Below are 26,328 nucleotides of genomic sequence, written 5' to 3' on the forward strand. Positions count from 1 at the left end.
TCGAGATTACCGCAGCGATGCTTCTATCTTGGCCTTGGCGTCGGCCGAAACCCATGCGCTCCACACGTCGCCCTTGGTCTTCAGGAATTCCCCGGCGGCGGCGGCGGCATCGGCCTTCTGGTCGACCATATAGGCGAGGCTTGCATTGACCTCCTTGAGCGGGAAGGTCGCCTTTTTAAGGATTTCAATGATTTCCGGCGCTTCCTTGGCGAAAGTGCTGTTCACGCCGTAGGCGACTTCCACCGCCGGGAAGGCGCAGCCTGCTTCGCGCTTGCCCGTGGCGCTCGTCAGTTCCTTCCAGCAGGCCTCGTCATAGGCCGGTTCTTCAAGCTGAACCAGCTTGAACTTGCCCATGACGGCCGTGGGGCTCCAGTAGTAGAACAGCACCGGCTCGCCCTGCAGATAGGCAGAGCTGATAGCCGCATCGAGTGCGGTGCCCGTGCCGGGACGGAAATTCACATAGGTGCCGGTCAGCTTGTAGGCTTCGAGCTTGGCGGTGTTGACACCTTCGCAGGTCCAGCCAGACGGGCAATTGAGGAAGCGGCCCTTGGAAGGCTCTTCCGGATCCTTGAACAGCTTGGCGAATTTCGGATCGGACAGCTGAGAAACGCTCTTGAGGTCCGGTGCCTTCGCCTCGATGCCCTTTTTGGCGTCGCCCTTCACCAGATATTCCGGCACAAACCAGCCCTCGGAGGCGCCGACAAAGGTCTTGCCGACCGAAACGACCTGGCCGGCGGCTGCCGCGTTGTTCCAGATGTCGGAGCGGCCGATCCATTCCTCGGCGAAGATCTGCACGTCATCGTTGGCGGTGGCCTGTTCCAGCGTCACCGAATTGCCCGGGATGGAGTCGACCTTGCAATCGTAACCCTTGGTGAGGATCGTTTTCATGACCTCGGTGATCAGGGCGCCGCTCTCCCAGTCGATCCCGGCAAAGGTGACGGTCTTGCCGTCGGCGCAATAGGATGCGGCATTGGCGTTGAGGGCGGCACCGCCGAGCATGAGGGCGGTGGCGAGCAGCAGCCTGTACTTCAATTTGACATTCAGCATGAGATTTCCCCTTTTGTGTTTGCTGATTGGATTGGATGTGCTGGCCTGGTTCAGACCAGCTTAAGAAGGACCTCCCGAAAGGCGCGATCGATCTCTTCCTCATTGCGATGACGTCCCTGGCGGACGACCCATTGACCGGCCGCCATGACGTCGCGGATGGCTTCCGATCCAAGCGCGAACAGCCAGCGGCCAAGGAGCTGATCGCCGGTCGCCGCAGCGATGAAAGGGTTATCGCCATCGAGGACCACCAGATCGGCTCGGGCGCCAACGCGAATGCCGCTGGTGGGCTGGCCGGCAGCCTGGCCGCCGCCTTTGAGCGCGGCGTCGAAAAGGGTGCGGCCGACGGAGGCGCCGGGACCGCCGGCGAGGCGATTGCGGCGGCGATCGCGCAGCCGCTGGCCGTATTCGAGCAGGCGAAGTTCTTCTGCGACGGAGGTTGCCACATGGCTATCCGTGCCGATACCGTAGGCGCCTCCGTCACGGGCGAAGTCGGTTGCCGGAAAAATGCCGTCACCGAGGTTGGCTTCCGTGGCCGGGCAGAGACCGGCAACCGCGCCGGAGCGGGCGAGCCGGATCGTTTCTCCCGGCGTCATGTGGGTCGCATGGATAGCGCACCAGCGGCCGTCCACAGGCATCTCGTCCAGCAGGAATTCCACCGGACGGCGGCCGCTCCAGGCGAGGCAGTCCTCGACCTCCCGCTCCTGTTCGGCCACATGAATATGGATCGGGCCGCCCGTCGCTTCGGCGGAAAGGATCGTCCGCATTTCTTCCGGTGTCGCCGCCCGCAGAGAGTGAACAGCAAGCCCGAGAGTGGCGCCGGTTGCCGCACATTCCGGCTTGAGGGCGTCCAGGAGGGCCAGGAACTGGTCCGCATCGTGGATGAAGGGGCGCTGGCCCTGGCCGGGCTCGGCGCCGCCGAAACCGGCATGGGCATAGAAGACCGGCAGAAGCGTCAGACCGATTCCCGTCGCCCGGGCAGCGCGCAGGATACGCAGCGACGTCTCCGCAGGATTTGCATGACGGCGGCCGCCGGCGGCATGATGGAAATAGTGAAACTCGACGACATGGCCGAAGCCACCTTTGGTAAGTTCACTGTACAACTTAGCTGCGACGGCTTCTATATCGTCCGGCGACATACGGCCGACCAGGCGATACATCGCCTCGCGCCAGGTCCAGAAGCTGTCATCGGTGGAGCCTGCAAGTTCGGCAAGACCGGCCATGGCGCGCTGAAAGGCGTGGGAATGAAGGTTATGCAGCGCCGGCACGACGGGTCCGGCAGCATGCTGCGACGCCCGGCTCTGGGCAGGCCCTGTCTCGATCGAAGCGATACTGCCGTTCGCTGCGATGGTCAGCGTGACGTCGGAGGTCCAGCCCTCCGGCAACAAAACATGTTGGCAAAACAGTGACCGAGACGCAGACATTTGCGTGACCTTCGAAAGTTGTATAGGGAACATGGCAGAGTTTTTAAAGGCCGGCAAGAGGCTTGCGAAAACTTTGGCCTTTATTTTCGATGCATAATTTGTAAGCACATGAGAACGCTACCGAGGAGACGACAGCATGTCCCAGGGGGATCAGACCATCCAGGCCTCAGGAACGCGCGACATGCCGCTCTATGAGCGTCTGAAGTGGGACATAAAGCGGCGCATCGAAGCCGGTGAGTGGCCTGCGCATCATCGCGTGCCTTCCGAGAACGAAATCGCGGACACGCTGAATGTCAGCCGCATGACGGCCAATCGAGCACTGCGCGAACTGGCCAGCGAGGGCGTCATCGTTCGGGTACAGGGGAGCGGCTCGTTCGTTGCAAGCAAAAAACGCAGCGCGCCGTTCATGGGTGTGCGCAACATAGCCGACGAAATCAAGGAGCGCGGCTCGGTCCATACGCCAAAGGTTATTTTGGCCCAGACCGAAATCTGCGGCCATGAACTGGCCGAGGCTTTGCAGACCGAGGTTGGCCAGCCGGCCTTCCATTCCGTCATCCTGCACCACGAGGACGATCTGCCGATCCAGTTGGAAGATCGGTTTGTCAATCCAGCCGTTGCGCCGGATTATCTGGAGCAGGATTTTCAGACGATCACGCCAAATGCCTATCTGACAGCCATAGCGCCGATCTCGCATACGGAGCAATTCGTGGAGGCTGTGCTTCCCCAGCCCTGGGAGTGTAAGCACCTCGCCATAGTGCGCTCGGAACCATGCCTGCTGATCCGGCGCCGGACATGGTCGTCGGACATGATCGTCACGTCAGTCCGGCTTCTTTACCCGGGAAGCCGGTACCGGCTGGTAAGCACATCCTAGTTGCTCACCCGTGCTTGGCTGAAATGGCAGAACCTGGTCCGGCATCCACGTAAAGGTCGGGGCGCAGGAGACCGAATACCAGTTCCTGGCGCCGGTTCGGTGGTTACAGCGCGCTTTGATCCGTTAACGCTCGCACTACAGGTCAAATCGAAACGGCAGGAGATCGACATTGCATCATCGTATGATATAAATCGCGCGGTGGTGAATCAGACGATGTGTTGGATCTGGAATTGCTCGTCATGCAAGAACGCTTCGAGGGTGGGATATTAGCGCGGCCCGCGTTGCGACGAGGCCATGAAGGCGTACACGACTGCCTCGGAGGAAAAACTGTCCGCGGAAGTCGCAGGGCGACCTCAAGGCCGCCATCGAGGCACATCTGCAAGCATGGTAAGGATAGCCGGCTGGACCGACGATCGATAGGCTCGCCGGTTGCCGAATGACGCAGGCGAGCCTATTGCTCTCAGGGAGGAGTTGCGAGAGACACGCTCCCTTCTCTCGTTACCACTTTGACGGATCACATGCCTCCTCGCTATCGAAAATCGAAAATTTTGCGCCGTTCCCGCGTTTTGTTGGGGTCGTATCAGCTTTGGCGCCCAAGGGTCGTCTTCTGGATCGGCGCCGGCGCAATAGGTGTGACTGGCGTCGGCTTCGCGAAATTGGCCGACTTCGCACAAGCCACCTTCGATCGGCTGATAACATCGACCGAATGGTCGTTCTTGCTGCCGCTTGTCCTGACGCCACTTGGCTTCACCCTCTCCTCCTACCTTGCCATCGTCGTGTTCCCCAATTCGCAGGGCAGCGGAATTCCACAAGCGATTGCTGCTCGGCATCTCCGCAACGAGGAAGATCGTACCCGGCTTCTGTCGCTCAAGATCGCCGTCGGGAAAATCCTGCTCACTGTGCTTGGCCTCTCTTGCGGTGCCTCGATTGGCCGCGAAGGCCCGACCGTACAGGTCGGGGCGTCGATCATGCTAGCTGTCGCCCGCTTCGGCGGGATCGCGCAGGCGCGTGGCTTGATCCTCGCGGGCTCTGCGGCGGGGATTGCCGCCGCCTTCAACACGCCTCTGGCCGGTATTGTCTTCGCTATCGAAGAGATGAGTCGCACGTATGAATCCCGTGCAAATGGCCTGGTGCTGACCGCGGTGATTCTCGCCGGCCTCGCAGCGCTTGGGCTCGCCGGAAGCTATAGTTATTTCGGCGCCAGTTCGGCGGCACCTTTAGGCCCGCGAGACTGGGGGCTTGTTCTGATCTGCGGAGTGAGCGGTGGGGCGCTTGGAGCTACATTCAGCGGATTGGCGCTTCATGTCGGTCAACGTGTCCGCCGCTGGGCCCAGCCTAAGCCGCTCAAGCGCATGCTCATCCTCGCCTTCAGCTGCGGACTGATCGTCGGCGCAATTGGTGTTATCTCCGGCGGCACGACATTCGGCACAGGTTACGAGCAGGCCAAGGGAGCCGTACAGGGTACCCCCATGCCATTCTTTTTCTTTCTGGAAAAGCTGCTTTCGAGCTTTTTCTCGATGATTTCAGGTATCCCGGGCGGTATCTTTGCTCCGTCGCTGGCGATCGGCGCCGGCGTTGGAAGTTCTGTCGGTTCACTTCTCGGTGCCGGTGTCGCTCTCGGGGCCATTCTTGGCATGGCCGGCTATTTCGCTGGCGTCGTTCAGGCCCCGATGACAGCCTTCGTTATTATCCTCGAAATGACGGGAGATCATCAGGCGGTCATCCCGATTATGGCTGTTTCGATGATCGGTTATGTCACCTCGCGTATACTTTCTCGCGAGCCGCTGTATCACGGCCTTGCTCGCGTTTTCATCGCAGCCGCCCTCAGAGCGCGGCGTGCGGCCGGAAAATCAAACCAGGAGGAGGCGACGCGCCTCCCCTGATCGCTGGGCTCGATATCGATCAAGGGGCATGTCTGGATGGCGCCCGTTTGGCAAGGTGTTTTCAGGAGCGCCATGATAGCAGACATGAGGAATCCGCCGGAGCAGAACGTGCGAGAACTTCCCTCAGAATGAGCGGGAGAATTCCGCCAGCTTTGAGGATTTCGACCTCGGCACTTGTCTCGATAGCAGCAATCGCGGCGAACGATATTACGCCTCCCCCGCTACGCTTAACGGTAACGTTGATAGGACAGCGTGGTTCGATGAGACCGGACTCAGCGATGATCTCGATCAGATCGCCAGCCGTAAGTTTAAGCACTTCGGGCCCGCACCCGGCCGGAAGTCTCATCGGCAGAATCCCCATGCCGATCAGGTTCGAGCGGTGAATGCGCTCGAAGCTTACAGCGAGTACCGCTCTTGCCCCAAGGAGTGATGCGCCCTTGGCGGCCCAGTCGCGTGACGATCCCATGCCATATCGTTCGCCAGCGACGATGACCACCGACCGGCTGTCTGCCGCATATTGATCGGCGGCGGTCCAGAGGGGAACGATCCGCTGCGACGGCCAGTGAATAGTCGCGCCAGGGGGTAGATCATCCCCCAGCAGGTTGCGGACGGCGCGGTTGGTGAACAGTCCCCGGACCATAGATTCCCAGTTACCGCGCCGCGATGCGTGTACATTGAGGTCCGTCGGACTTTCGCCTCGCTCAACTAGGTATCGCCCGGTTTCACTTTGAGCAGAAATTGCTCCGGCAGGAGAGATGTGGTCGGTGGTGATATCGTCACCAAGAACTATCAGCGGCGTCGCAGAATATGTCCCGAGCAGACTACCTTTGCCGAAGCCCGCGAATGGCGGCCGCCGGATATAGGTCGAACTTTCCTCCCAAGGGAAGACCGTCGTTGTTGGTGCATCGAGGTCGTGCCAGGCCCTGCTCGCTTCGGCATCGTCGTAGGCGGGCATAAAGTCCCCAGGGCTTGAAGCCAAAGCGAGCACCTCGTCAATCTCTGCACTGCTTGGCCAGATCATCGACAATCGCACCTCCGTGCCAGTGTCGGAAATGCCGATCACATCGGAAAGGATGTCGATGTCGACAGTTCCCGCCAAGGCAAACGCGATCACCATTGGTGGCGATGCCAGGAAACCCGCTTCGAGCTCCGGATGAACGCGGCCAGGAAAATTGCGATTGCCCGAGAGCACGGCGACAGGCAGAATATTCCGCTCAACTATAGCAGACGAGACCTGCGGCGTGAGGGGCCCTGAATTCCCGATGCAGGTTGTGCAGCCAAAGCCGACGATCCCGAAGCCAAGCGCCTCAAGGTCCTCCAGCAGACCGGACCGCCGCAGGTAGCGCTCTGCAGTTGGCGATCCCGGTGCCAGCGATGTTTTGACCCATTGGGGCGGACGAAGACCGAAGGCTCTGGAATTTCTGGCAAGTAGTCCTGCCGCGATCACCAGTCTCGGATCGGAGGTATTGGTGCAGCTCGTAATCGCGGCGATTGCAACGGCACCGTCATTGGGTTCCCCGGAACCGCCATTTCTCGCGCCCGGTTTCTTCAGGGGCGCAATCGCTGCCGCCGAGGCGCTGACGGCTATCCTGTCTTGCGGCCGGGTTGGCCCGGCAAGACTAGGCTCGACCGTCGATAGGTCGATGTCAACGACATTTGTGTAGGTGGGGCTTGCTTCAGGATCGAACCAGATACCGATTCGCCTCGAATACTTCTCGACCAGATCAATCTGTTCTTCCGTTCGCCCAGTCGCGCGGAGATAGGTGAGCGTGCTCTGGTCTATTGGAAAATAACCGCTATTGCCGCCGAACTCGGGGGTCATATTGGCGACCACGCACCGGTCACCGGCCGTCAGAGTGGATACACCTGCCCCGAAGAATTCTACGTATTTGTCCTGCAAGTCTATTTTGCGGAGGATGTGGGTAACCGCAAGCGCGAGATCGGTCGCAAGGACGCCGTCGCGCAAACTTCGCGTCAACCGGACGCCGACAACGTCCGGCACGCGCAGTGCCACCGGCATGCCGAAGAATACACTTTCCGCCTCAAGTCCGCCGACGCCCCAGGCGAGAATACCGATCCCGTTGATCATCGGGGTATGACTGTCGGTGCCGATCAGCGTGTCCGGAGCCAGCCAGCTCCTGCCGTCTTTCTGAATGGTGCTGACGACAGTAGCCAACCGCTCCAGGTTCAGCGTGTGCATGATGCCGGTGCCGGGTGGGTGGACGTGGAAGTCGGCGAGTGTGTTGGTCGCCCATTTCATGAACCGGTAGCGTTCGCCATTACGCTCGAACTCACGCGTCATGTTCTTCCGCAGGGAGCCCGAACCGCCGAAGAAATCCACGGCAACCGAATGATCCGTCGATACATCGACCCGGACAACCGGATTGAGCAATGCGGGGTTACCTCCCGCCTCCGCCAAGGAAGATCGCATTCCGGCAATATCGACAAGGGCCGGACCGCAGGTCGTGTCATGCATCAGAACGCGGTTCGGCAGGAACGGGATCTCCAGCTCGCTGGTGCCCGTTGCGGGCCACCCCAGGATGGCGGATGCAGCTCTCGGTGCGTCCGATCCGGCCGTACGCAGGACGTTCTCCAGCAAGACGCGATGAATGTAAGGCAGGCGCACGAGATCATCACCCGCCACCTCCGGGAGGTCGATAACTTCGTATTCGGTACTTTCAATCGTGAACTTGCTGGTCACTGTCATTCGGGCATCTGCTTTGAGGCTTGGGATTCAGATCACATATTTACATAATATACTTATAAAGTACAATTCCATTGAGCGCGCGTTTAGTTGTGTCAAGCGGCTGGAAAGCTCACCTGAAGTTAAAGCTGAGGCGTTTTGATCCGTCCCGCACCCATTATGTGCGTGTAGAGAAAGGCGGCGGCCTCGGTGCGTCGGTCCGTCTCCAGCAGATCGAGAATATGGAGATGCTCGATTGTCTGTTTGGGAAGGCGGCTGCGATCAACGGTGACGTGGTATTCGACAAGCCGTCGCAGCCGATTGATGCGCTTGATGGAGTCGAGAAAGAATTCATTGCCGGAGCAGGCCACGAGCATTTCATGAAAGTCGTTGTTAGCCTTGAATATCTCTGCGCGCGACCAATGCAGGTACCCCCCATCGCCGAGTGCAGTCTGAACCTCCCGCGCCTTCAGAAAACCTTCGTAATTGGGTTCGAAGCTCGGCAGCAACATTGCCTGTTGCTCAATGACCGCGCGAAACACATAGCCCTCTTCGTAGCTCTTTCTCGATGTCAGGGTCTGGCGAAAGGTCCAGCCGTTGCCTGGTAGTCTTTCGATCCAACCTTCGTCCGAAATCCTGTGAAGGATTTTTAGAAGTTTCGTGCGCGGCAAGTCATAGATGCGCATCAGCTCGCTCTCGCTGACCTTCTCGGGAAGGACGCCGGACAGCCGATCTTCGGCTATTCTGAAATAGATCGGCTCCTCACGGTCGCCCCCTTGGGCGTGCTCGGCCCTGCTCGCGACATCGATTTTGTCGCTGTCGATATTCAGGAAATAACCGCGATTGGCTTCCGCCCTAACGATCCCGCGCTCCTCGAGCTTGCGCAATGCACTCATGATCGGCGCGCGAGAAACCCGGAACGTGTCGGCGAGTTTCTGCAGAGGCAGATGCCCGCCTTTCCGCATCTGGTTTGCTCTCACGAACTCGATGATCTCGATGCTGATCTGGGGAGAGAGGCTGTTTCTGGCCATGCCTATCAAATTCCTTTCGCCCTGTGTCCTAAGATTGTCGGCTGCAGAGCAGCTTGCAAAGTAAGTTCGCGACAATGCTCGTAACGTCAATCCTCATCCTGTTGAAAGCGTGACAAACCACGGAAGATGAATGGTGCGATAAGGGCGATCGCCGCGATGCCGATCATGATTGCCGAACCTGGATGCTGAAACAGGATCATCGGATCGCCAAGGCTCATCTGCAACGACCGCCGCAAGGCGCTGTCCGCGAGCGGCCCGAGAATAAGGCCGACAACCGCAGGTGCGATGGGGTAGTCATACCGCCGCATCAGAAAGCCTACCGCACCAAAGCCAGCCAGAAGGAGCAGTTCGACAATAGATGGGTTAGCTGCAATCGTTCCCATAGATGCGAACACCAGAATACCCGCATAAAGCCAGGGCAATGGAATCTTGAGCAGCTTCACCCACATCCCCACCAGCGGAAGGTTAAGCACAAGCAGCATGACGTTGGCAATGAACAGGCTCGCCACCAGCCCCCAGACCAATTCGGCATGCTGCGTGAAGAGAAGTGGACCCGGCTGGATGTTGTATTGCTGGAACCCTGCCAGCATCACGGCGGCGGTCGCGGATGTCGGCAGTCCCAGCGTGAGTAGCGGGACAAGTGTGCCTGCGGCCGATGCATTGTTGGCGGCTTCTGGCCCCGCAACGCCCTCGATGGCTCCGTAGCCGAATTCCTCTGGTTTGCGGCTGAGTTTACGCTCGATGTTATAGCTCAGGAAGGTAGGAATTTCCGCCCCTCCTGCCGGAAGAGCGCCAATCGGGAAGCCGATGACAGTGCCGCGCAGCCAGGGTTTCCAGGACCGTTTCCAGTCCTCCTTGGTCATCCAGATCGAGCCTTTCACGGGAATGGGCTGTTCCGGTTTATGAAGGTGTCGGGACGCCACCAGGAGGGCTTCGCCTATGGCGAAGAGACCGACGGCAAGGGTCGTTACCTCGACGCCGTCCAGAAGTTCTGCGACGCCGAATGTCAGGCGCGCCTGCCCGGTGAGCTGGTCGATACCCATCAACCCGAGCCATAGTCCAAATGCCAAGCTAGTCAGGCCTCGCAGCGGAGATGAGCCGAATGTCGCCGATACGGTGACGAAGGCGATCAGCATCAAACCGAAATAATCCCATGGGCCGAACTGCACGGCGACCTTGACCAGCATGGGCGCGACAAACGCCAGGCCAAGCGTGGCGATCAGGGCGGCAACAAACGATCCGATGGCAGCTGTGGCGAGCGCCGGTCCGCCTCGACCGGCCCGCGCCATCTTGTTTCCTTCCAGCGCCGTCACCACCGACGCGCTCTCTCCAGGTGTATTCAGGAGGATCGCCGTCGTCGATCCACCGTACATGCCACCATAATATATGCCAGCGAACATGATGATTGAACCGCCGGGGTCCAGCTTGAATGTCACGGGCAGCAGCAACGCCACCGTCAATGCCGGACCGATGCCGGGAAGCACGCCCACCGCAGTGCCAATGATGACGCCAATGGCGGCGTAGAATAGATTGGCGGGCTGGATCGCCAGCGAGAAGCCGTCGAGCAGGAACGAGATCGATTGCATGGATTGTTGTTCCTCAGAACAGCCGCTCAAGCGGGCCTTGTGGCAGCGCGAGGGTCAGAAGTTTGTTGAAAAGCAGAAACACGAACATGCCAATCACCGCCCCGAGACAGACGTCGACGAGCAGCGCCTTGCGCCCGAAGGCACGAGCGGTGAACGCGAAAAGCAGCGTTGACCCAAGAATGAAACCACCGCCCAGCCATATCGAGGCAATTAGCCCTGCTAGCGCCAGCCCAATCCAGGCCACAGCTTTCCAGTCGGCCATCTCTATGTCGATATCAGATGGCTTGAACGCGGAAACGAGGTGCCCGATGCCAAGGACCAGAAATAGCAAAGCAACGAAGTAGGATGCGGCGCTCGCGCTCATTCCATACGTCGCGCGGGTCGCCATATGACTGGCATCCCAATAGGTGATCGCTGCAACGGCAAACAGGACGACTGCAATCACAGCCGGGGTGCGGTTTACGGAACTCGGGGTTTTGGTTGTCATGTTTTCCTCATTGCGAACGGGAGGAGCCGGGCTCCTCCCTCCTGCCGCAAGATCAATCGGCGAGGCCGATAGACTTCAGAACCGTGTGGACACGGTCAGTCTCGGACGCGATGAAAGTCTTGAACTCGTCTCCCGGTGCATAATAATCGCTCCAGCCGCGCGTCTCCAGGATCGTCTTCCATTGCTCAGACTTGACAGTTTTGTCGATTGCAGCCTTGAGAGCGTCGAGGTCTTTGCTCTGAACATCGGGGCCTGCGAAAATGCCGCGCCAGTTAACCAGTTCGATGTCAAGCCCCTGGGCCTTGAGCGGTTTGGCTTCGATGCCAGGAATGGGTTCAGGATAAGAGATCGCCAGCGCACGAAGGTCGCCCGACTTGATTTGACCCTCCCACTCCCCATAGCCCGAAACACCAGCAGTTGCCTGTCCGCCGAGCATCGCTGCGAGTGACTCGCCGCCGCCCGAATAGGCCACGTAGTTTACCTTGCTGGGGTCAGCACCGGAGGCCTTGGTGACAAGCGCCGCGAGGATGTGGTCCGCGCCACCAGCCGAACCGCCGACCCAGATTGTCTTGGCGACGTCCTTTTTGATGGTTGCCTGGAGATCAGCAATCGTCTTGATTGGCGAGGCCTTCGGCACGACTATCACCAGCGGGTCGCCGGTCAAACGCGCCAGTGGGGTGACCTTGGTCAGATCGACAGGCGATTTGTTCGAGATGCTTGCACCGACGAGGGTGATGCCAGCGACCAGCAATTGATTGGGGCTGCCTTTGGCCGATCCGATAAATTGGGCAAGGCCGACCGTCCCGCCCGCACCAGGAACGTTGACCACCTGCACACTCTTGGCATTGCCGCTAGCTCGCATCGCTTCCTGAAGCGAGCGCGCCGCCGAATCCCAACCGCCCCCCGCTCCGGCGGGCGCAGTAATGGTCAGTTCCAGGTTCTGGGCTAAGGCCTGAACGTCAGCCAAACCGACAAAGCTGCCAACTACGGCGGCCAAAAGGCCGTATTTCATGACAGTGCGCAATGGATATCCCTCCTCGCATCGAAAAAGGCTCACCTCCTGAGCCGGACCAAGGCAATTTGCATTATATAATTATAAAAGTAAATGCTGTTTCCGCCGCACTTTTTGCTGGTTGCAGTCTGACGGTCTTTGCCAAATAACCGCGACTACTGATCCTCTCCAATGGAAATTCCGGGGCTCCACCGCCTCCCCTAAGGGCAAGTCCGCGTTTCACGCGTGTTTAGCTTCGGGAATTGCGATCCCAGCGAAACTGATGTAATCTTCCTCGTGAGGTACGTACCTCAATCAAGCTTGTCGCGGGCGATGGCTGATAAGCGGGTCAGTTACATTCCAGACTTACGGTTGGGCGACAGGCTCCGAGGCCATTTCAGGAGGTGGATCATGACGGGCATGCAACTCAATCCCGATTTTGCCATCGCGGACGAGCAGTCGCTTCGGAGGCTGTTCGACCCAACTCACTGCCTGGCAATACTGAAGAGCCAGGATTCCCTTGGCCAGCACGCGCAAGAGTTTATTGGGCGCTCACCCTTCTTGTGCATAGGCACCTAGAATGTGGCTGGAAAGGCCGACGTCAGTCCTCGCGGCGATCCTCCGGGATTCGTCAAGGTTCTTGATGAGCACACTCTTGCGATCCCGGATCGACCTGGCATCAATCGCCTTGATACACTAAGCAACATCATAGCCAATCCAAGCGTCGGGCTGCTGTTTGTCATCCCCGGTTTCGACGATACATTGCGCGTGAACGGGCGGGCAACCCTCACCAACGACCCTCAACTTTTGAAGGGCATGAGCATCGCTGATCGAGTCCCGAAGCTCGCTGTCATCGTGAGAGTGACCGAAGTGTTCATGCATTGCGCCAAGGCGTTCAGACGATCCCGCCTGTGGAGCCCCGATCATTTCCAGGACCGCACCGAGATGCCCTCGCTCGTAAAAATCATTCTGGATGAGACGACAGGCGCGCCGAAAGATGGGGACGAAATGCGAAAGATGGATGAAGAACTCGAACAAGACTACCGAAGGACACTTTACTAGAGGGAATGTGTCGGACCGACAATGTCGTTCGCGTCTAGTTCAGGCCATTGCCGGCGAGGGCGGCGCGTCCCGAGCCGGATAGCAAATGAAGGAGGTGCTTTTGGCGAGCGGAAAGTATTGTTGAGAATGAAAACGACCGGCTTCAAAGATTCTTTTTCGCTCTTACTGAAAGCGAAATCCCTGCGTCAGCTAAATTGGGCGGCGACACAGGGCTTCCTTGTTTAATAAGATTGCAGGCAAAATGTTAATGACGTCGGCGCTAGAAATAATCCACCGCTCAAAGTCGATGAATTGGCAAGTTTCAGTGCGGATCTAAATTTAGCTGCAGATAGATTGTTTTCTGGCTTGATAATATCATTTCAATTTTGAAAGATAGTCCTTTTGGATTTATTGCGACGTTCTTGGTATAAAACCTATACCAAATCCAAATAGCCGGCCGATCCTATCTAACGTCTCCAATGTCGGGTTCGCGGTACCCGCCTCGATTTCAGCAACTTGGCGCCTCGTAAGCGCCAGTGTCTTGGCGAACTCCTCCTGTGTCATGCCGAACCCTTTACGAATTTCTGCCACGGCCCCCGGCAAACGTAGATCACCCTTGCGCGCGCGCTCCGCCAATGCCCGCCGGTTTTCTAGAACTTCCTCGTTGGTGGGCTTCTTCCAGCGGGCCATGTGTCAGTTTCCATTCTTCGTTACGAGCACGCCGTCAGAACGCTGTCTGTGATTTCGATGCAGCGACCCATTGCACGCTCCCGAATCTCGGGGGAAGCGCCCATGTCCTTTGCCACAATTGGCGCCTGCCGCAAGTATTCTGCGAATGTGGAAATCGCAGCCGCGAGTGCCATCTGCCCTGCAGGATCAGACATCAACTCCGTGCAAACGCGCTTCCAATCCGGAAGATGATCGAGACCCCCGTCACGCATCATCGCCCATCGGGTGGAGCGAACGATTCCCTCCTTGGCAAGCCGCATTGGCGCGAAATCAAAGAGCGGAGACAGTCGGATCGTGCCGTCCTGATGCTTGCTGAGCGCCGAATTCCGGCCGTGATTGTCGGGATTGCCGAGCGCCAGGTTGGCGATGTCACGTTTCAGGTATTCGACAATGTCCGCGAAGGGATTGGCCGAATATTGGCGCAGAACGTCGATATAGGCTTCATGCGTGCCGACATGGCCGAAATCGGCGACGCCGATTGCGGACACGAGGCTTTCCTGGCCCAGCCGCATGGTCCCGCCGCCTTCGTTCTTCTTCCGATCGAAACGGGGAATGATCAGGACGCCTTCAGCATAGGTCGATGGTTCGCTGACATTCAGACCGATCCCCTGAGCGATCCGCGAATACAGGGCTTCGCCTTCGAGGATCAGGCGGTCCACAGGCTCATTGCTGCGTACCAGCTTGACGATAACGTGGCGCACGGCTTCATCGTCGGTCACGAAGCTGTCGGGATAATAAAGCCCGTCATTCGCCTGGGTCATGGAGACCTTCGGCCATTCACCCTGCAGGCCGCTTGAGCCGGAGGCGAGCATTCCAAAGCGATCTGCGACTTCCATGAAGCGATCTGACCGTTCAAGGATTTCCGCTTCTGTCACCCCTTGGCGCTCAACACCGCGCAACCGTTCTGTCTCGGCCCCGGCCGCTTCTTTGATCCGAATATTGCCTATGCCCCCCGTCGCCGATCGCAGAAGCAGCGGGAGATCAGAAGCATGCGAGCCCTCAGCGAGGGCAAGGTGCTCGGCAAGCTTTCGCCTTGCATGCCCTTGAGGCATGAGATCCAAGAGGAACGGTGGCCAGCTGCGGCGATATCGATTTTCCAGATCAACGGGATAACGGACGGACAAGGCGCGATGGTCGCGGACCGTTTTTCCGGCCGCGAATTCCGCCGACGCCACGGTGACGAAATAGTCGAGATCGTAATCGACGATGGACACGCCCCGAAAGCCGGCCGCGTCGTCCTTGACGTCTAGCGTGGCGGCGTGATGCCACTCACCATTAAAATGGGTTTGAAGCGTTAGGAGCATTAATTAACCCTTTCAATGGTTCGAATAATACATTTTTCCGAACTATTCAACGCATCAAAGTGGGTCGAATAACGTTCGTCAGAACACCCATCTAGCGGACCGGTAATTGAGGCCTCTGATCCGGCTGCCCATGTTTCGGCCTCACGCCGCACTGCCATACGCCAACGGCGATGCGAAGATGACAGCGCTGCTCGATCGGCTTACACATCATTGCCACATCCTTGGACACGACAGTTGCGCTTCAAGAACAGCTCAGCTCATGAACCCAAAACAACGAAAGAGAAACGCAGGAGCTTGACCACCGCGACCAACACGAACGATACCTCAGGGCGGGTCACTTCTCGGTGGATATGCCGGGTCAGCACTCAGCGGAAATCAACACTCCCGGCGCACCGGCGGACGGGCGACCCATCATGAAGGGGATTTGGTTGCGGTCGGTCCCGGAATCGTCGCCGTCGGCAATGTCCATGGAGCCGGTGCTGAGGGATGCGTGTCCGACTGAGCCACTTCGTAGAGGGATCAGGACGCGACCTCCTGACCTTCGCCAACGACTTTAATTTTCCTGAGGTTGTAGGTGAGACCAGACCTGCCTTCAAGGCGGGGAGTGTGACCGGCCGACCGGAATGATGTCGAACACGCTGGAGTGAGGGATTTGGTTTTTGAAAAATTGGATTAGTAGCCGACGGTAAACCGCTGCCTGACGTGGGCCGGAGCTTCGATTTCGTCGACAAGTGTGACGGCGAAGTCCTCGAAAGAAATGTTGCTGCCGTTCTCGTTCGTCAGGAGCTGATCTTTGCCGAGGCGGAATGTTTCGGTCCGCTCGCCCGGACCCGCCGTGACGGCGCCAGCTCCGGTTGAGACAGCGAGCGACCCTTCCAGAACGATCATGACGTCATCGACTGCCATGGTTTCTGTGAGCGATTGGCCCGGAGCGTATCGGCTGTCGCCGATGGTGACGGCCCCCGCCTTTGCGTGACTTATTTTCCCGATCGGGAAATTTCTCTCGACAAGACAGCCGATATCCTGCTATTTTCCCGGTCGGGAATAAAATGGCAAAACAAGTCAGAAGTCCTGCCGACATCGGCGCCCTGGTCCGCAGTACACGCAAGGAGCAAAACTTGCGGCAGGACGAGCTTGCGGGCGTTTCGGGCGTAGGCCTCCGGTTCATTGTCGATCTCGAAGCCGGCAAGCCGACAGCTCAGATCGGAAAAGTCTTGCAGGTTCTGCAAACGCTCGGTTGTTCGATTGACATTCTTGCCCCTGGTGAACGTAGAATATGACGGAAAGGGTTCTCAACGTCTGGTGGGATGGTCGCATTGTCGGGCAATTCACCCAAGACCGGCACGGCGATATCGGCTTCGCCTATTCTGAAGCTTGGCTTGATGACGAAAAGGTCGCATCGACTTTCTTATTATGATGGCTTGTTCGACAGGGAAGCGGGTGGAACGGAAGCAGAATGACGAATACCTTGGTTGGAAGCCATGACTGCGTCCTAGTAGTTCTTGCGGTACTGATTGCTGTCGCCGCTTCCTACACGGCTCTCGATATCGCTGCGCGCATCAGCGTCGCCTCGTCGCGACTAGGCTCGTATGCATGGTTGGCAACCGCGGCGATATGTATGGGCGGTGGCATATGGTCTATGCACTTCGTGGCGATGCTGGCTTATGTCGTCCCAAACATGGCCGTGTCCTATGATCCCTTCCTGACAGCGCTTTCTCTCCTTATTGCAGTGGTTGTCACAGGTGGCGGCTTTGCCGTGGTATCGACCTCAACGGCCGGACCGGTCGCCCTGGTCCTCAGCGGCATCTTCATGGGAACAGGCGTTTTGGCCATGCACTACGTTGGCATGGCCGCGATGCGCATGGACGCGACGCTTTCATACGATGCGACTTGGGTCGCGGTTTCCGTGTTCATCGCCATCGGAGCAGCCATTGCTGCACTGTGGCTTGCGTTTCGTGGCGGCAGCTTCCTCCAGAGAGGCCTTTCCGCGCTTGCGATGGGTTTAGCAATATCCGGCATGCATTTCGCCGGCATGCAAGCCGCCTCATTCGGAATGCATGAAGAAATGGAGAGCAACCATAGCCTTGCGACCGTCGATCAGGGTATGCTTGCCCTTTCGGTTGCCGCCATCACTTTCCTGATTTTGCTCGCGGCCATCGTCGCTGCGATGTTCGACAGGCGGTTCGCCGCGCTCGCCGCCAAGGAAGCCCTGGCGCTCAGGCGCAGCGAGGAGCAGTTCCGGTCGCTATACCGCCGCACACCGCTACCCCTTCACTCGCTGGATGAGGAGGGTAACATCGAGGACGTGAGCGACGCATGGCTCTCGCTGCTGGGTTACGACCGCGAATCCGTTGTCGGCCGCCCGTTCATCAACTTCATGACCGAGGAGTCCGCTCGGCTAAGGATCGCTGATTGGACGAGGTTGCTCGAACTCGGAGCACTTCGCGAGCGGGAATACCGGCTGGTCAGCCGGGACGGGGAGTTCATTGACATTCTTTCGACCTCGCAGGTGGAGCGGGACGATAAAGGTCATTTCGTGCGAGCGGTTGGCGGGCTTGTCGATGTCACCGACTGGCGGAAGGCGGAAGAGGCATTGAGGCAGGCCCAGAAGATGGAGGCGGTCGGCCAACTCACCGGCGGTATTGCCCATGATTTCAATAACATTCTAGCTGTTATCCTCGGGAGCTTGGAGATTATCCGCAAGCGCGTTCCGGCAGACGAGCGGGCAGTGCGACTGGTCGATAATGCCCTGGAAGGTGCCAGACGCGGAAGCACGCTCACCCAACGGATGCTTTCCTTTGCGCGGCGGCAGAGTCTAACTCCTCAGGCCGTTGACCTGAAAGCGCTCGTGGAAGGGATGTACGACATGCTCGAACGGTCGCTCGGTCCACGCGTATCACTCCTCATCGAGCTGCCTGTCGGATTGCCACGGGTGCAGGCCGACCCCCACCAGTTGGAGATGGCTTTGCTTAATCTTGCGGTCAACGCCCGCGACGCGATGGACGAGGGCGTGATCAAGATTGCGTCGGAAGCCGACAAAGGTCCTCCCTCCAGACTAGGGGAAGGGCGATTCGCCTGTCTTAGCGTTATCGACACCGGAGGCGGGATGGACGATGCGACGCTGGCACGGGCGCAGGAGCCGTTCTTCACCACGAAGGGGGTAGGCCGTGGCACCGGATTAGGCCTGTCCATGGTCAGCGGCTTCGCGGCGCAGTCCGGCGGCCTGCTCGATATCACGAGCCGGAAGGGCGAAGGAACGAGGGTCGATATATGGCTGCCGCTGGCAGAAGAGTCTGCCCCTATGGGTGGGCAGAAAGATGTCACCACGAGCTTTCCGCCAGATGTGTTGAAGGACAAGGTTGTGCTGGTTGTTGATGATGAGCCGCTCATACTGATGAACACGGAGGCGTTCCTGCTGGAGGCGGGTGCGATAGTACGCTCAGCCTCGTCTGCCATGGATGCCCTCGAGCTTGTCCAGCGACATCAGGATGTCTCCTGCATCGTGACTGATTATGCCATGCCCGGCATGACGGGTGCGCAGCTTGCGGCCGCTGTGCACGTCAAACAGCCCGCATTGCCCATCATCGTCGCCACTGGCTACCCAGAGGTTCCGGAAGAGACAAAGAAATACCCACGACTTGAAAAACCCTTCACCGCGCAGGAGCTCGTCAGCCTAGTCTCGGCAGTCATCACCCATCCGACGGCGGAGATTATCGAGTTCCCGGTGAGCGGTGCGACGTAAGCTCCACCTTTCTCAGGACGAGGGTTCGGATGATCCATCGCCATGTCGAAAGATCTCCAGAGGCGCGGCTGGTCCTTCGTCGGCCCCACCACCGTTCACGTTTTCAGCAGGCGATGGGCCTGATCAACGATCATACTGAGGGCTGCGTCATCAGAGGCAAGGCAGCGGTAGCCAGGGCCGCCTCCCGGCGCCCGACCGCGATCAAGCGGACTTAAACCTCACCCGTATATTCGCCTCTCGCCGGGTAGTCATTCTTGATCACGAAGTCCAGCGCCTGCACCATCTCTGCGAAAATCGGCCGCGCAAACGGCATGGATTGAACCGAGAGCCAATAGACGGTTTGATCCGGCCTGATCAAGAATACGCCCGGCTCTGAGAAAAGCTCGGGCTCCTCGATGCCGATCGACGTCTTTCCGCGCGAGGCGGAAATATAGAGACCCCATTGCCGGGCCACGCTGAAAGACAGGCCGTAACCGATGCGCAGGTGTTCGGCACCAATCTTGTCGGCCATTTGCCGGGCGCGTTCCTGCCCGTCGGAACTCATGGCAATTGTGCGCACGCCGCGCTCTTGGAAGGCTGGCGTCAGCCGTTCCAGCTCTTTGAGGTAGTTTCCGCAGACCGGGCAGTGAAGGCCGCGGTAGAAGCACACGAGCGTCATGAACGACGGGCTATCACTCGTGAGATCGAATTCTCCATGCTGAAGAGTCTCGACAGTCAAATTTGGGGCCAGTGTCCTTGGGACCAACATCGATAGCTCCTTCAGGTGAATCTTCCCACGCCATGTTGACGCCACAGCATCACCATTCCATGATTGTGATCATTATTGGTCCAGAAGTCATGATTGAGAGTCTGAAAATTCTTCCAAAAGTCGATCGCTTAACGGCATTCTTTGACGCGTTCGAGCTGGAAATCTCGCTGGAACCGCCACCGATCAGCGACGGCCGTGCCCGGCTGTTTGTGATCGGAAAGCCCGGTGGCCCTGCCGAATGGATCGTCCTCTACCCACGGGGCGATACGCCTCCCGAGCCATCGGCTTTGATAACCGCGGCGGTCAATTTCGAGGGCGCGCATAACCCCCTGATGAACGCTTTACCGGACCGGGTCGTAGTCGATGTCGGTGACATTCCTACGCTCCGCGCCACCACGGCCGCCTTCATGGCGGAAGCGCTGGAATCGCGCTGCGGACGCAGCGCCGCCCTTAACCGGCTTTGCGAAGTCATCGTCCTGCTTATCCTGCGGTTGGCGATCGACCGCGGGGCGACTGGACCGGGTTTGCTGGCGGGTCTGTCTCATCCCGCGTTACACCGGGCGTTGGTGGCAATGCATGATGCGCCAGCGCACGCCTGGAGCGGCAATGACCTTGCCGCCGTGGCGGGGATGTCACGAAGCCATTTCATGGCCCTGTTTCGCGACGTGGTCGGTACCACGCCGCAGGCTTATCTGACCGGATGGCGCCTCATTCTTGCTCGCCGGAAGCTCGCCGGAGGAGCAAGGGTGAAGGCAGTGGCGCGCCAGGTCGGCTTCGGCAGCGCGGCGGCCTTCTCTCGCGCATTCTTTCGGAAATTTGGAGATTGGCCATCAGTCCGGCCGTAGGCGCGATTGAGGTTGAGGTTGCCGAGTATAATGCTGACCTCCGCGCGCCAGCACGTAACCGAGGTTGCAGAGGTTGTTTCGTCGCGTCCGATTTCAGTCGCCTTGATGAGGTTTGCACTGTCAGTAGTGCGCCTGATTCTTAACGCACTGAGAAATCGACATCTCTTGCTTAGGTCGAGCGTATCCGATAATTCTCAGAAGAGAAGTTGAAGGATCGTGCACGTCTGCGCACTTGAGCGCGGCGGCTCGCTGCGAGAAGCCGATAAGGTGAGCTTCGAGCTCGGCCAGGATCGGAAAGTAGAAGGCTGAGAACTTTTTGGTCCTGTGAGTTTCCTTCCCTTAATTCACCGGCAATCTGCTCGTTCTCGTCCATGTCCGGCCTTTGTCCAGATAGCGTGGCGGAGGCAATTATTGATAGGTGCTTTTGCTAGAGCCGTCCATACACGTTACACGCCTCAATACCTATAACGAGGCGCGTTTCGAATATCACTGTGACACCTACGGCTCGCCTGTTAAACTGTTGAAGCTAGGGCCTCCACTGATCCCAGCTGGCTCAGAATTCTGTCACGTAACTGTCGATGTCGCCTTATGTTCATCAATTGTGAAAGGAGACATCCACGAAAATTTCCAGAAGTATCCTATCGTCGGTTTCGCTTTCATCGGCTTTGATTTTGGGCAGTTGGGGCCAGCAAGCGCGATGACTTTGCCGACAATAAAAGCGCCCCAGATATCCGACGTGCACGAAACCCAAAATCGCCGGGGCTGGCAAGACCGTCGCGGATGGCACAACGGGCACCGCAGTTACCGCACATACCGAACGTCTGGGGAAACGCCTCGCGTTGGCGTTCGAGCACGGTGTAATTCACCGCACAACTGAGTGGGGTAGTCATGTGCAAGAGCCGCCCGTTGCTTAGCCCCGGCGGCTTTTTTACCGAAGAACTTTTGCGACGCTATTCGTGGCTGTCCGCGATAAAGCGGCCAGCTAGCTCCAAGTTAAATCGTATTCTGGATGCCCAATTCGACCACCCGCCCGGTCGGCAACCTGAAATACTCCGTCGCGTTACTGGCATTTTCGGCCAAGGCGATGAAGACGCGATCCTGCCAGAACGGCATGCCGCCTTTTCCAGAAGGGATAAGTGTTCGCCTGGACAGGAAGAAGGATGTCGACATAATATCGAACTTCCAACCGAGTTTTCGTGCGAGGATCAGCGCCTTCGGTATGTTCGGCGTCTCCATGTAGCCAAAGGTGATGATCATCCGGCTGAACTGTGGGTTGAAGCTCTCGAAGAAAATCTTCTCGTCATCCGGGACGAAAGGCGATGACGAGGTTACCACGCTCAGAACAACATTCTGCTCGTGCAGCACCTTATAATGCTTCAAGCTGTGCAACAGCGCTGTCGGCGCACCTTCCACCTCGCTGGTCAGAAAAACAGCCGTTCCCGGCACGGTCGGCAACGCCTTTTTGGCGAGGCTGGCCATCATCGTATCGAGAGAGATTTCGTCGGCCTTTGTCCTGCTTATCAAAAGTCGCCTGCCGGACATCCAAGTCTGCATAAGGAACGCAATAAAGACGGCGACAACAACCGGGACCCAGCCGCCCTGAGCGAATTTCGCGACGTTCGAAAAAAAGAATGCGGTGTCGATGACCGTCAGCGGCAGCAGTATTGCGATGCTGAGCGGAAGCGTCCATTTCCAGATACGGCGCATGACAACAAAAAGCAGAATCGATGTGATGAGCATTTCCCCGGTCACCGCGATACCGTAGGCGGCCGATAGGGCGCTCGAGCTTCTGAAGTTTACCACGAGGATAATGACAGAAATTAAGAGAAGCAGATTGACCTGGGGCAAGTAAATCTGGCCCGCTTGCGTCTCCGACGTATGCCGCACGTGGAAGCCGGGCAGCAGATTGAGGTGCATTGCCTGGCGGATCAAGGAGTAGGCGCCCGAGATAACGGCCTGGCTTGCGATCACCGTTGCTGCGGTCGCCAGCACCACCATCGGCAGTCGCCCCCAATCCGGCAACATTTCAAAAAAAGGATGCTCGACGCTTTCAGGATGGGTGTAGATGAATGCCCCCTGCCCAAAATAGTTGAGAAGGAGACACGGAAATACCAGCATAAACCAAGCAACAACGATTGGTCGGCGACCAAAGTGGCCAAGATCGACATAGAGTGCTTCGGCGCCAGTTACGGCCAGAAAGACCGAACCCAGAATGACAACCGCAATATCGATATGCGAGACAAGAAACACAGCACCATAATACGGGTTGAAAGCCGCAAGAATGGCAGGTGCTTCGACAATGTGGACCAAGCCTGAGGCGCCGAGCGCCACGAACCAAACTGCTGTCACCGGCCCAAAAACAAACGCGACGCTGCCGGTTCCGAAGCGCTGGACCAGGAAGAGCGCTACGATAATGCAAAGCGTGATTGGCACGACCCATTGCGACAGTGCCGGTGCCACAACTTTTAATCCTTCAACCGCCGAAAGCACCGATATGGCAGGCGTGATGATCGCATCTCCAAGAAAGAGAGATGCTCCTGCGATCCCGAGCACGAGTACCCATGTAGGACGACCAGCGTAGCTTTCCCGCGCGAGGGCCATCAGCGAGAGCGTCCCACCCTCCCCCTTATTGTCGGCCCTCAGAACGAACCCTACGTATTTTACCGCGACGACTATCGTCAACGACCAGACGATCAGTGAAAGGAGCCCCATCACTTCAGCGCCAACAACGGCGTCCGGCACTTGACCCGAGGCGTGTAGCGCCTCTCTGAAGGCGTAGAGAGGGCTGGTTCCAATGTCACCATACACCACGCCTAGTGCTCCGAGAAGGAGCACGGCGAACGAGCTTGTCTCTGCGTGGGAGCCTTCGACCTCTGGATCTTCAAGCCGCAACTGAACCGATGTCAAATGAGTGTGTCCCGGGAGGTTATCGCAACTTCAAGCACAAGGCCCTCCCATGCACGTCGCCTAAGGGGATCCGCTTATGTTGCAGACATCGCGCTGTCCTGCGGGGCGGAGTCAATCGCACGATGATGAGGGCTGACAAACCGGTACCTCCTGCGGCCTCGATGAACGAGCCTATCTAACGGTTCGATCCGATAAAAGTTCAAGAAGTTATAAGAACGAGGAGAACCGGGAGCAAGTCCCGGGCGGGGAGACCAACCCGAGTGGCGGTCTGCCCGATTCGCCCTATCTACCACGAGCCTCTATATACTTCGTCCGGGACAACCTTGTGTGGCTCGCTTGGCGCAACCTTCTGGGCCCGCTGTCGCGCTGGGCCGCCGACACTGACAAGATTATGCGCAGTGTTGATCAGGCCGACATGCGAGAAGGCCTGAGGAAAATTGCCGACCAAGCGACCCGTCCCGACATCGTACTCTTCTGCAAGTAATCCGAGGTCATTGCGCAGGTCGAGCAAGCGGGAAAACAATCGGCGAGCATCCTCTTTCCGCCCCGCCAGCACATACGCATCAGCAAGCCAGAAGCTGCACGCCAGAAACGCGCCTTCACCACCTCCGACCCCATCGTCCGTCGCATGTGTAGAATAGCGAGAAACAAATCCTCCCTTCAGTAGCTCCAGCTCGATCGCGGCAATCGTCCCGGTCACCCGCGGGTCGGCAGCAGGTAGAAAGCCCAGCTGCGGCATGAGCAGCAAGCTCGCATCCAACGTGTCACCGCCGTAGTATTGCACGAAACTGTTCTTCTTCGAGTTGAAGCCATTGATGCAGATATCGTTGTGAATTTTTTCGCGCACCTGACGCCAGTTTGCCACCGGGCCTTCAAGCCCGTATCTTTCAACGCCAGTGATAGCCCGATCGAACGCAACCCAAGCCATCATTCTTGAGTGGGTGAAGGCGCGTTCTGGTCCGCGGATCTCCCAAATACCTCGATCGAGCATCTGCCAGACGGTTTCGAGGTGCTTCAGCAAAACCTTTTGCAGTCGCCAAGCCTCCTCCTGCGGTTGGAGTTCGGCACCGCACGCTGCGTGGAGCGTGTCGATCAGCTCACCATAGACGTCAATCTGCACCTGGCCGGCGGCGCCATTGCCGATTCTCACTGGTTTGCTTTTTTCGTAGCCTTTTAGCCACGGGATCTCGAACTCCGGCAGCCAGCGTTCACCTGCGATCCCGTACATGATCTGCAGCTGGTCGGGCGCGCCTGCAACTGCGCGAAGCAGCCATTGCCGCCAGCGTTCCGCTTCTTCACGATATCCCGAATTCAGCAATGCGTAGAGTGTCAGTGCCGAGTCGCGCAGCCAGCAGTAGCGATAGTCCCAGTTGCGCGTGCCGCCGATCGCCTCAGGAAGCGAGGTGGTGGGTGCGGCGACGATCCCGCCGGTCGGCGCATAGATCAGCATCTTGAGCGTGATGAGCGACCGGACGACGGGTTCGCGCCAAGTCGGTGGCATTTGGTCAAAGCTACCGCGCCTGACCCACTCCCGCCACCAGACCTTAGTGCGCTCAAGCACTTCGCCCCGATCTGCGACGAAGTGCGGCGGCTTATTTGAAGGGTGATACGACAACGTCAGCGGGACGCTGTCGCCAGCCGAGACAGTGAAGTGCGCATATGTCCTCAAGTCACGGCCTTCGAGTGGAAGGTCCGTGTGAAGTTCTACAGCATTTGGCCCCGCAATCGCGCTGAGGCCGTAGTCCTTGCGCCGCACCCACGGGACTGCCTGGCCATATTCGAACCTTAGGGTAAGTTCCATTGCCATTTCGACGACGCCCGAAACGCCTGTGATGATGCGGACCAGATCGACATCTTGATCGCCATCGTTCACCGGCATGAAATCGGTGACCGTGACGACGCCAGTCGCCGTCTCGAAGCAGGTCTCTAATATTGCCGTATCCGGAAGGTAGCGCCGGTTCGTCCTGGTCACCTCCCCGATCGGCGCGATTTTCCAACGACCGTTGTCGGGAGTTCCAAGTAACGCTGCAAAACAGGCCGGCGAATCGAACCGCGGCAGGCATAGCCAGTCGATCGATCCGTCTATGCCCACGAGCGCTGCGGACCTCATGTTACCGACCAAGCCATAGTCTTCGATGCGTTGTACCATGGCTTAATCAGCCGCCGTGCGCGAAGGAGGGATAGTTGGTCATTCCGCCATCGACGAAGACAGTAGTGCCGGTGACATACCCGGCAACATCGGACGCCAATATTACGGCCATGTTCGCGATATCCGCTGGTTCACCGATGCGCCCCATCGGGATCTTTGTCAGCAAATCGTTATAACCTTCGACATCTTGCCAGACCGACTGATTAATCGGCGTGCGGATCGCACCTGGAGCGATACAGAGCACGCGGACACCATACGGCGCCGCTTCTTGCGCAAGTGACTTCGACATCATCGACATGCCGGCTTTGCTCGCCGTGTAGGCGCTATAGCCGGTCCAGGCGATCATTTCATGGACACTGGACATGTTAAGGACGACTCCAGACCTCTGCGCAACCATGCGCTTTAACGCCTCCCGGGCGCAAAAATACGTGCCCTTAAGATTTATGTCGATCACCCCGCCCCACGCGTCGGTTTCAGCATCCCAGCTGAGCGCGCGTTTGCCGTCGATGCCGGCGTTGTTGATGAGTATGTCAATGCCCCCCCACGCATCGTCTATGCCGCGGAACATTGTCCCCACCGCCTTCGGGTCGCTGATATCGGCCGACAGGCCGACCGAACATCTGCCGGCGGCATTAAGCTCAGCGACAAGAGCGTCGGATCGCTCTGCATTGACCAGATAGTTGATCGCTACCCGCGCACCTTCGGCGGCAAACCCTCTCGCGATAGCGGCTCCTAGACCGGAATTACCTCCCGTTATAAGGACGCGTTTATTGTTCAGATTGAGGTTCATTGATCATCCGGAGCTAGCTACGCGAGCGTCGACGGGTTGTTCGAGGAAACGGATTTCCTTCGTGTTTCTTAGG

At 58.3% G+C, this 26,328-nt stretch carries 18 protein-coding genes and 6 pseudogenes; 10 read left to right on the top strand and 14 right to left on the bottom strand.

Annotation, left to right across the window (positions count from 1 at the left end):
- Positions 1 to 6: 6 nt before the first annotated feature.
- Both ACSQ8R_RS30980 and hutF read right to left on the bottom strand, forming a co-directional pair.
- The gene (locus ACSQ8R_RS30980) at positions 7 to 1,047 is read right to left on the bottom strand and encodes an ABC transporter substrate-binding protein (RefSeq protein ID WP_436257138.1); all 1,041 of its coding nucleotides are present in this window, start codon (positions 1,045 to 1,047) and stop codon (positions 7 to 9) included.
- A gap of 50 nt (positions 1,048 to 1,097) precedes the next feature.
- On the bottom strand, positions 1,098 to 2,468 hold the full coding sequence (hutF, locus tag ACSQ8R_RS30985) for a formimidoylglutamate deiminase (protein ID WP_436257139.1): 1,371 nt from the start codon (positions 2,466 to 2,468) through the stop codon (positions 1,098 to 1,100).
- A gap of 136 nt (positions 2,469 to 2,604) precedes the next feature.
- On the opposite strand from hutF, the gene hutC reads away from it, so the two are divergent.
- Complete coding sequence (gene hutC / locus ACSQ8R_RS30990; RefSeq protein WP_436257140.1) at positions 2,605 to 3,339, top strand: histidine utilization repressor; 735 nt, start codon at positions 2,605 to 2,607, stop codon at positions 3,337 to 3,339.
- Positions 3,340 to 3,857: 518 nt separating this feature from the next.
- Positions 3,858 to 5,222, top strand: a complete 1,365-nt coding sequence (locus ACSQ8R_RS30995) for a chloride channel protein (RefSeq protein ID WP_436257141.1) — start codon at positions 3,858 to 3,860, stop codon at positions 5,220 to 5,222.
- Positions 5,223 to 5,283: 61 nt separating this feature from the next.
- On the opposite strand, the gene acnA is transcribed toward ACSQ8R_RS30995, so the two are convergent.
- The 5 genes from acnA to ACSQ8R_RS31020 all read right to left on the bottom strand — a co-directional run bounded on the left by acnA (position 5,284) and on the right by ACSQ8R_RS31020 (position 12,021).
- Positions 5,284 to 7,929 (bottom strand): aconitate hydratase AcnA, encoded by a 2,646-nt coding sequence (gene acnA / locus ACSQ8R_RS31000; protein ID WP_436257142.1) that lies wholly within the window; start codon positions 7,927 to 7,929, stop codon positions 5,284 to 5,286.
- A 119-nt stretch (positions 7,930 to 8,048) separates the two neighbouring features.
- Positions 8,049 to 8,936, bottom strand: a complete 888-nt coding sequence (locus tag ACSQ8R_RS31005; RefSeq protein WP_436257143.1) for a GntR family transcriptional regulator — start codon at positions 8,934 to 8,936, stop codon at positions 8,049 to 8,051.
- An 86-nt stretch (positions 8,937 to 9,022) separates the two neighbouring features.
- On the bottom strand, positions 9,023 to 10,522 hold the full coding sequence (locus tag ACSQ8R_RS31010; RefSeq protein ID WP_436257144.1) for a tripartite tricarboxylate transporter permease: 1,500 nt from the start codon (positions 10,520 to 10,522) through the stop codon (positions 9,023 to 9,025).
- Between the two features lie 13 nt (positions 10,523 to 10,535).
- A complete protein-coding gene (locus ACSQ8R_RS31015) occupies positions 10,536 to 11,009 on the bottom strand; it encodes a tripartite tricarboxylate transporter TctB family protein (protein WP_436257145.1) in 474 nt (157 codons plus the stop codon).
- 52 nt (positions 11,010 to 11,061) lie between these two features.
- A complete protein-coding gene (locus ACSQ8R_RS31020) occupies positions 11,062 to 12,021 on the bottom strand; it encodes a Bug family tripartite tricarboxylate transporter substrate binding protein (protein WP_436257333.1) in 960 nt (319 codons plus the stop codon).
- A gap of 390 nt (positions 12,022 to 12,411) precedes the next feature.
- Between ACSQ8R_RS31020 and ACSQ8R_RS31025 the strand changes: the two are divergent.
- Positions 12,412 to 13,062: pseudogene (locus ACSQ8R_RS31025) on the top strand (MSMEG_1061 family FMN-dependent PPOX-type flavoprotein).
- A gap of 387 nt (positions 13,063 to 13,449) precedes the next feature.
- Here ACSQ8R_RS31025 and ACSQ8R_RS31030 read toward each other — a convergent pair.
- Entirely contained in the window at positions 13,450 to 13,731 is a 282-nt protein-coding gene (locus tag ACSQ8R_RS31030) for a helix-turn-helix transcriptional regulator (RefSeq protein ID WP_436257146.1), read from the bottom strand.
- Positions 13,732 to 13,751: 20 nt separating this feature from the next.
- Entirely contained in the window at positions 13,752 to 15,074 is a 1,323-nt protein-coding gene (locus tag ACSQ8R_RS31035; RefSeq protein WP_436257147.1) for a type II toxin-antitoxin system HipA family toxin, read from the bottom strand.
- A gap of 166 nt (positions 15,075 to 15,240) precedes the next feature.
- Here ACSQ8R_RS31035 and ACSQ8R_RS31040 point away from each other — a divergent pair.
- Positions 15,241 to 15,491: pseudogene (locus tag ACSQ8R_RS31040) on the top strand (hypothetical protein); the annotation flags it as partial.
- A gap of 255 nt (positions 15,492 to 15,746) precedes the next feature.
- On the opposite strand, the pseudogene ACSQ8R_RS31045 reads toward ACSQ8R_RS31040, so the two are convergent.
- Positions 15,747 to 15,902, bottom strand: a pseudogene (locus tag ACSQ8R_RS31045) (NAD(P)-dependent oxidoreductase); the annotation flags it as partial.
- A gap of 221 nt (positions 15,903 to 16,123) precedes the next feature.
- Here ACSQ8R_RS31045 and ACSQ8R_RS31050 point away from each other — a divergent pair.
- The 4 genes and pseudogenes from ACSQ8R_RS31050 to ACSQ8R_RS31065 form a co-directional block, all read left to right on the top strand.
- Positions 16,124 to 16,354 (top strand): helix-turn-helix transcriptional regulator, encoded by a 231-nt coding sequence (locus ACSQ8R_RS31050; protein WP_436257148.1) that lies wholly within the window; start codon positions 16,124 to 16,126, stop codon positions 16,352 to 16,354.
- Positions 16,351 to 16,467: pseudogene (locus ACSQ8R_RS31055) on the top strand (HipA N-terminal domain-containing protein); the annotation flags it as partial. The gene ACSQ8R_RS31050 and the pseudogene ACSQ8R_RS31055, both read left to right, overlap by 4 nt.
- 63 nt (positions 16,468 to 16,530) lie before the next feature.
- Positions 16,531 to 18,816 carry an MHYT domain-containing protein gene (locus ACSQ8R_RS31060; RefSeq protein ID WP_436257149.1) on the top strand — a complete coding sequence of 762 codons (2,286 nt, stop codon included), beginning with the start codon at positions 16,531 to 16,533 and terminating at the stop codon, positions 18,814 to 18,816.
- 33 nt (positions 18,817 to 18,849) lie between these two features.
- Positions 18,850 to 19,031, top strand: a pseudogene (locus ACSQ8R_RS31065) (DNA-3-methyladenine glycosylase I); the annotation flags it as partial.
- Here ACSQ8R_RS31065 and ACSQ8R_RS31070 read toward each other — a convergent pair.
- A complete protein-coding gene (locus ACSQ8R_RS31070) occupies positions 19,028 to 19,564 on the bottom strand; it encodes a peroxiredoxin-like family protein (protein ID WP_436257150.1) in 537 nt (178 codons plus the stop codon). The pseudogene ACSQ8R_RS31065 and the gene ACSQ8R_RS31070 overlap by 4 nt on opposite strands.
- A 32-nt stretch (positions 19,565 to 19,596) precedes the next feature.
- Here ACSQ8R_RS31070 and ACSQ8R_RS31075 point away from each other — a divergent pair, with 32 nt between their 5' ends.
- Positions 19,597 to 20,409, top strand: coding sequence for a helix-turn-helix domain-containing protein (locus tag ACSQ8R_RS31075; RefSeq protein ID WP_436257151.1), 813 nt, complete (start codon positions 19,597 to 19,599; stop codon positions 20,407 to 20,409).
- A gap of 216 nt (positions 20,410 to 20,625) precedes the next feature.
- A pseudogene (locus ACSQ8R_RS31080) lies at positions 20,626 to 20,718 on the top strand (cold-shock protein); the annotation flags it as partial.
- 684 nt (positions 20,719 to 21,402) lie between these two features.
- Here ACSQ8R_RS31080 and ACSQ8R_RS31085 read toward each other — a convergent pair.
- The 3 genes from ACSQ8R_RS31085 to ACSQ8R_RS31095 all read right to left on the bottom strand — a co-directional run bounded on the left by ACSQ8R_RS31085 (position 21,403) and on the right by ACSQ8R_RS31095 (position 26,255).
- Positions 21,403 to 23,316, bottom strand: a complete 1,914-nt coding sequence (locus ACSQ8R_RS31085; RefSeq protein ID WP_436257152.1) for a potassium transporter Kup — start codon at positions 23,314 to 23,316, stop codon at positions 21,403 to 21,405.
- Between the two features lie 286 nt (positions 23,317 to 23,602).
- Positions 23,603 to 25,465 carry a glycoside hydrolase family 15 protein gene (locus ACSQ8R_RS31090; RefSeq protein WP_436257153.1) on the bottom strand — a complete coding sequence of 621 codons (1,863 nt, stop codon included), beginning with the start codon at positions 25,463 to 25,465 and terminating at the stop codon, positions 23,603 to 23,605.
- 7 nt (positions 25,466 to 25,472) lie between these two features.
- Positions 25,473 to 26,255: a glucose 1-dehydrogenase gene (locus ACSQ8R_RS31095; RefSeq protein WP_436257154.1), complete on the bottom strand. Its 783-nt coding sequence runs from the start codon at positions 26,253 to 26,255 to the stop codon at positions 25,473 to 25,475.
- Between the last annotated feature and the right edge of the window lie 73 nt (positions 26,256 to 26,328).

Origin of the sequence: Neorhizobium sp. LjRoot104 (assembly GCF_964253725.1) — a bacterium.
Lineage (GTDB): Bacteria > Pseudomonadota > Alphaproteobacteria > Rhizobiales > Rhizobiaceae > Neorhizobium.

What these genes read in the sequence shown, in the direction of transcription:
- ACSQ8R_RS30980 (WP_436257138.1), bottom strand. Translation starts at nt 1,047, where the DNA reads ATGCTGAATGTCAAATTGAAGTACAGGCTGCTGCTCGCCACCGCCCTC.
- hutF (WP_436257139.1), bottom strand. Translation starts at nt 2,468, where the DNA reads ATGTCTGCGTCTCGGTCACTGTTTTGCCAACATGTTTTGTTGCCGGAG.
- hutC (WP_436257140.1), top strand. Translation starts at nt 2,605, where the DNA reads ATGTCCCAGGGGGATCAGACCATCCAGGCCTCAGGAACGCGCGACATG.
- ACSQ8R_RS30995 (WP_436257141.1), top strand. Translation starts at nt 3,858, where the DNA reads ATGCCTCCTCGCTATCGAAAATCGAAAATTTTGCGCCGTTCCCGCGTT.
- acnA (WP_436257142.1), bottom strand. Translation starts at nt 7,929, where the DNA reads ATGACAGTGACCAGCAAGTTCACGATTGAAAGTACCGAATACGAAGTT.
- ACSQ8R_RS31005 (WP_436257143.1), bottom strand. Translation starts at nt 8,936, where the DNA reads ATGGCCAGAAACAGCCTCTCTCCCCAGATCAGCATCGAGATCATCGAG.
- ACSQ8R_RS31010 (WP_436257144.1), bottom strand. Translation starts at nt 10,522, where the DNA reads ATGCAATCGATCTCGTTCCTGCTCGACGGCTTCTCGCTGGCGATCCAG.
- ACSQ8R_RS31015 (WP_436257145.1), bottom strand. Translation starts at nt 11,009, where the DNA reads ATGACAACCAAAACCCCGAGTTCCGTAAACCGCACCCCGGCTGTGATT.
- ACSQ8R_RS31020 (WP_436257333.1), bottom strand. Translation starts at nt 12,021, where the DNA reads ATGAAATACGGCCTTTTGGCCGCCGTAGTTGGCAGCTTTGTCGGTTTG.
- ACSQ8R_RS31030 (WP_436257146.1), bottom strand. Translation starts at nt 13,731, where the DNA reads ATGGCCCGCTGGAAGAAGCCCACCAACGAGGAAGTTCTAGAAAACCGG.
- ACSQ8R_RS31035 (WP_436257147.1), bottom strand. Translation starts at nt 15,074, where the DNA reads ATGCTCCTAACGCTTCAAACCCATTTTAATGGTGAGTGGCATCACGCC.
- ACSQ8R_RS31050 (WP_436257148.1), top strand. Translation starts at nt 16,124, where the DNA reads ATGGCAAAACAAGTCAGAAGTCCTGCCGACATCGGCGCCCTGGTCCGC.
- ACSQ8R_RS31060 (WP_436257149.1), top strand. Translation starts at nt 16,531, where the DNA reads ATGACGAATACCTTGGTTGGAAGCCATGACTGCGTCCTAGTAGTTCTT.
- ACSQ8R_RS31070 (WP_436257150.1), bottom strand. Translation starts at nt 19,564, where the DNA reads ATGTTGGTCCCAAGGACACTGGCCCCAAATTTGACTGTCGAGACTCTT.
- ACSQ8R_RS31075 (WP_436257151.1), top strand. Translation starts at nt 19,597, where the DNA reads ATGTTGACGCCACAGCATCACCATTCCATGATTGTGATCATTATTGGT.
- ACSQ8R_RS31090 (WP_436257153.1), bottom strand. Translation starts at nt 25,465, where the DNA reads ATGGTACAACGCATCGAAGACTATGGCTTGGTCGGTAACATGAGGTCC.
- ACSQ8R_RS31095 (WP_436257154.1), bottom strand. Translation starts at nt 26,255, where the DNA reads ATGAACCTCAATCTGAACAATAAACGCGTCCTTATAACGGGAGGTAAT.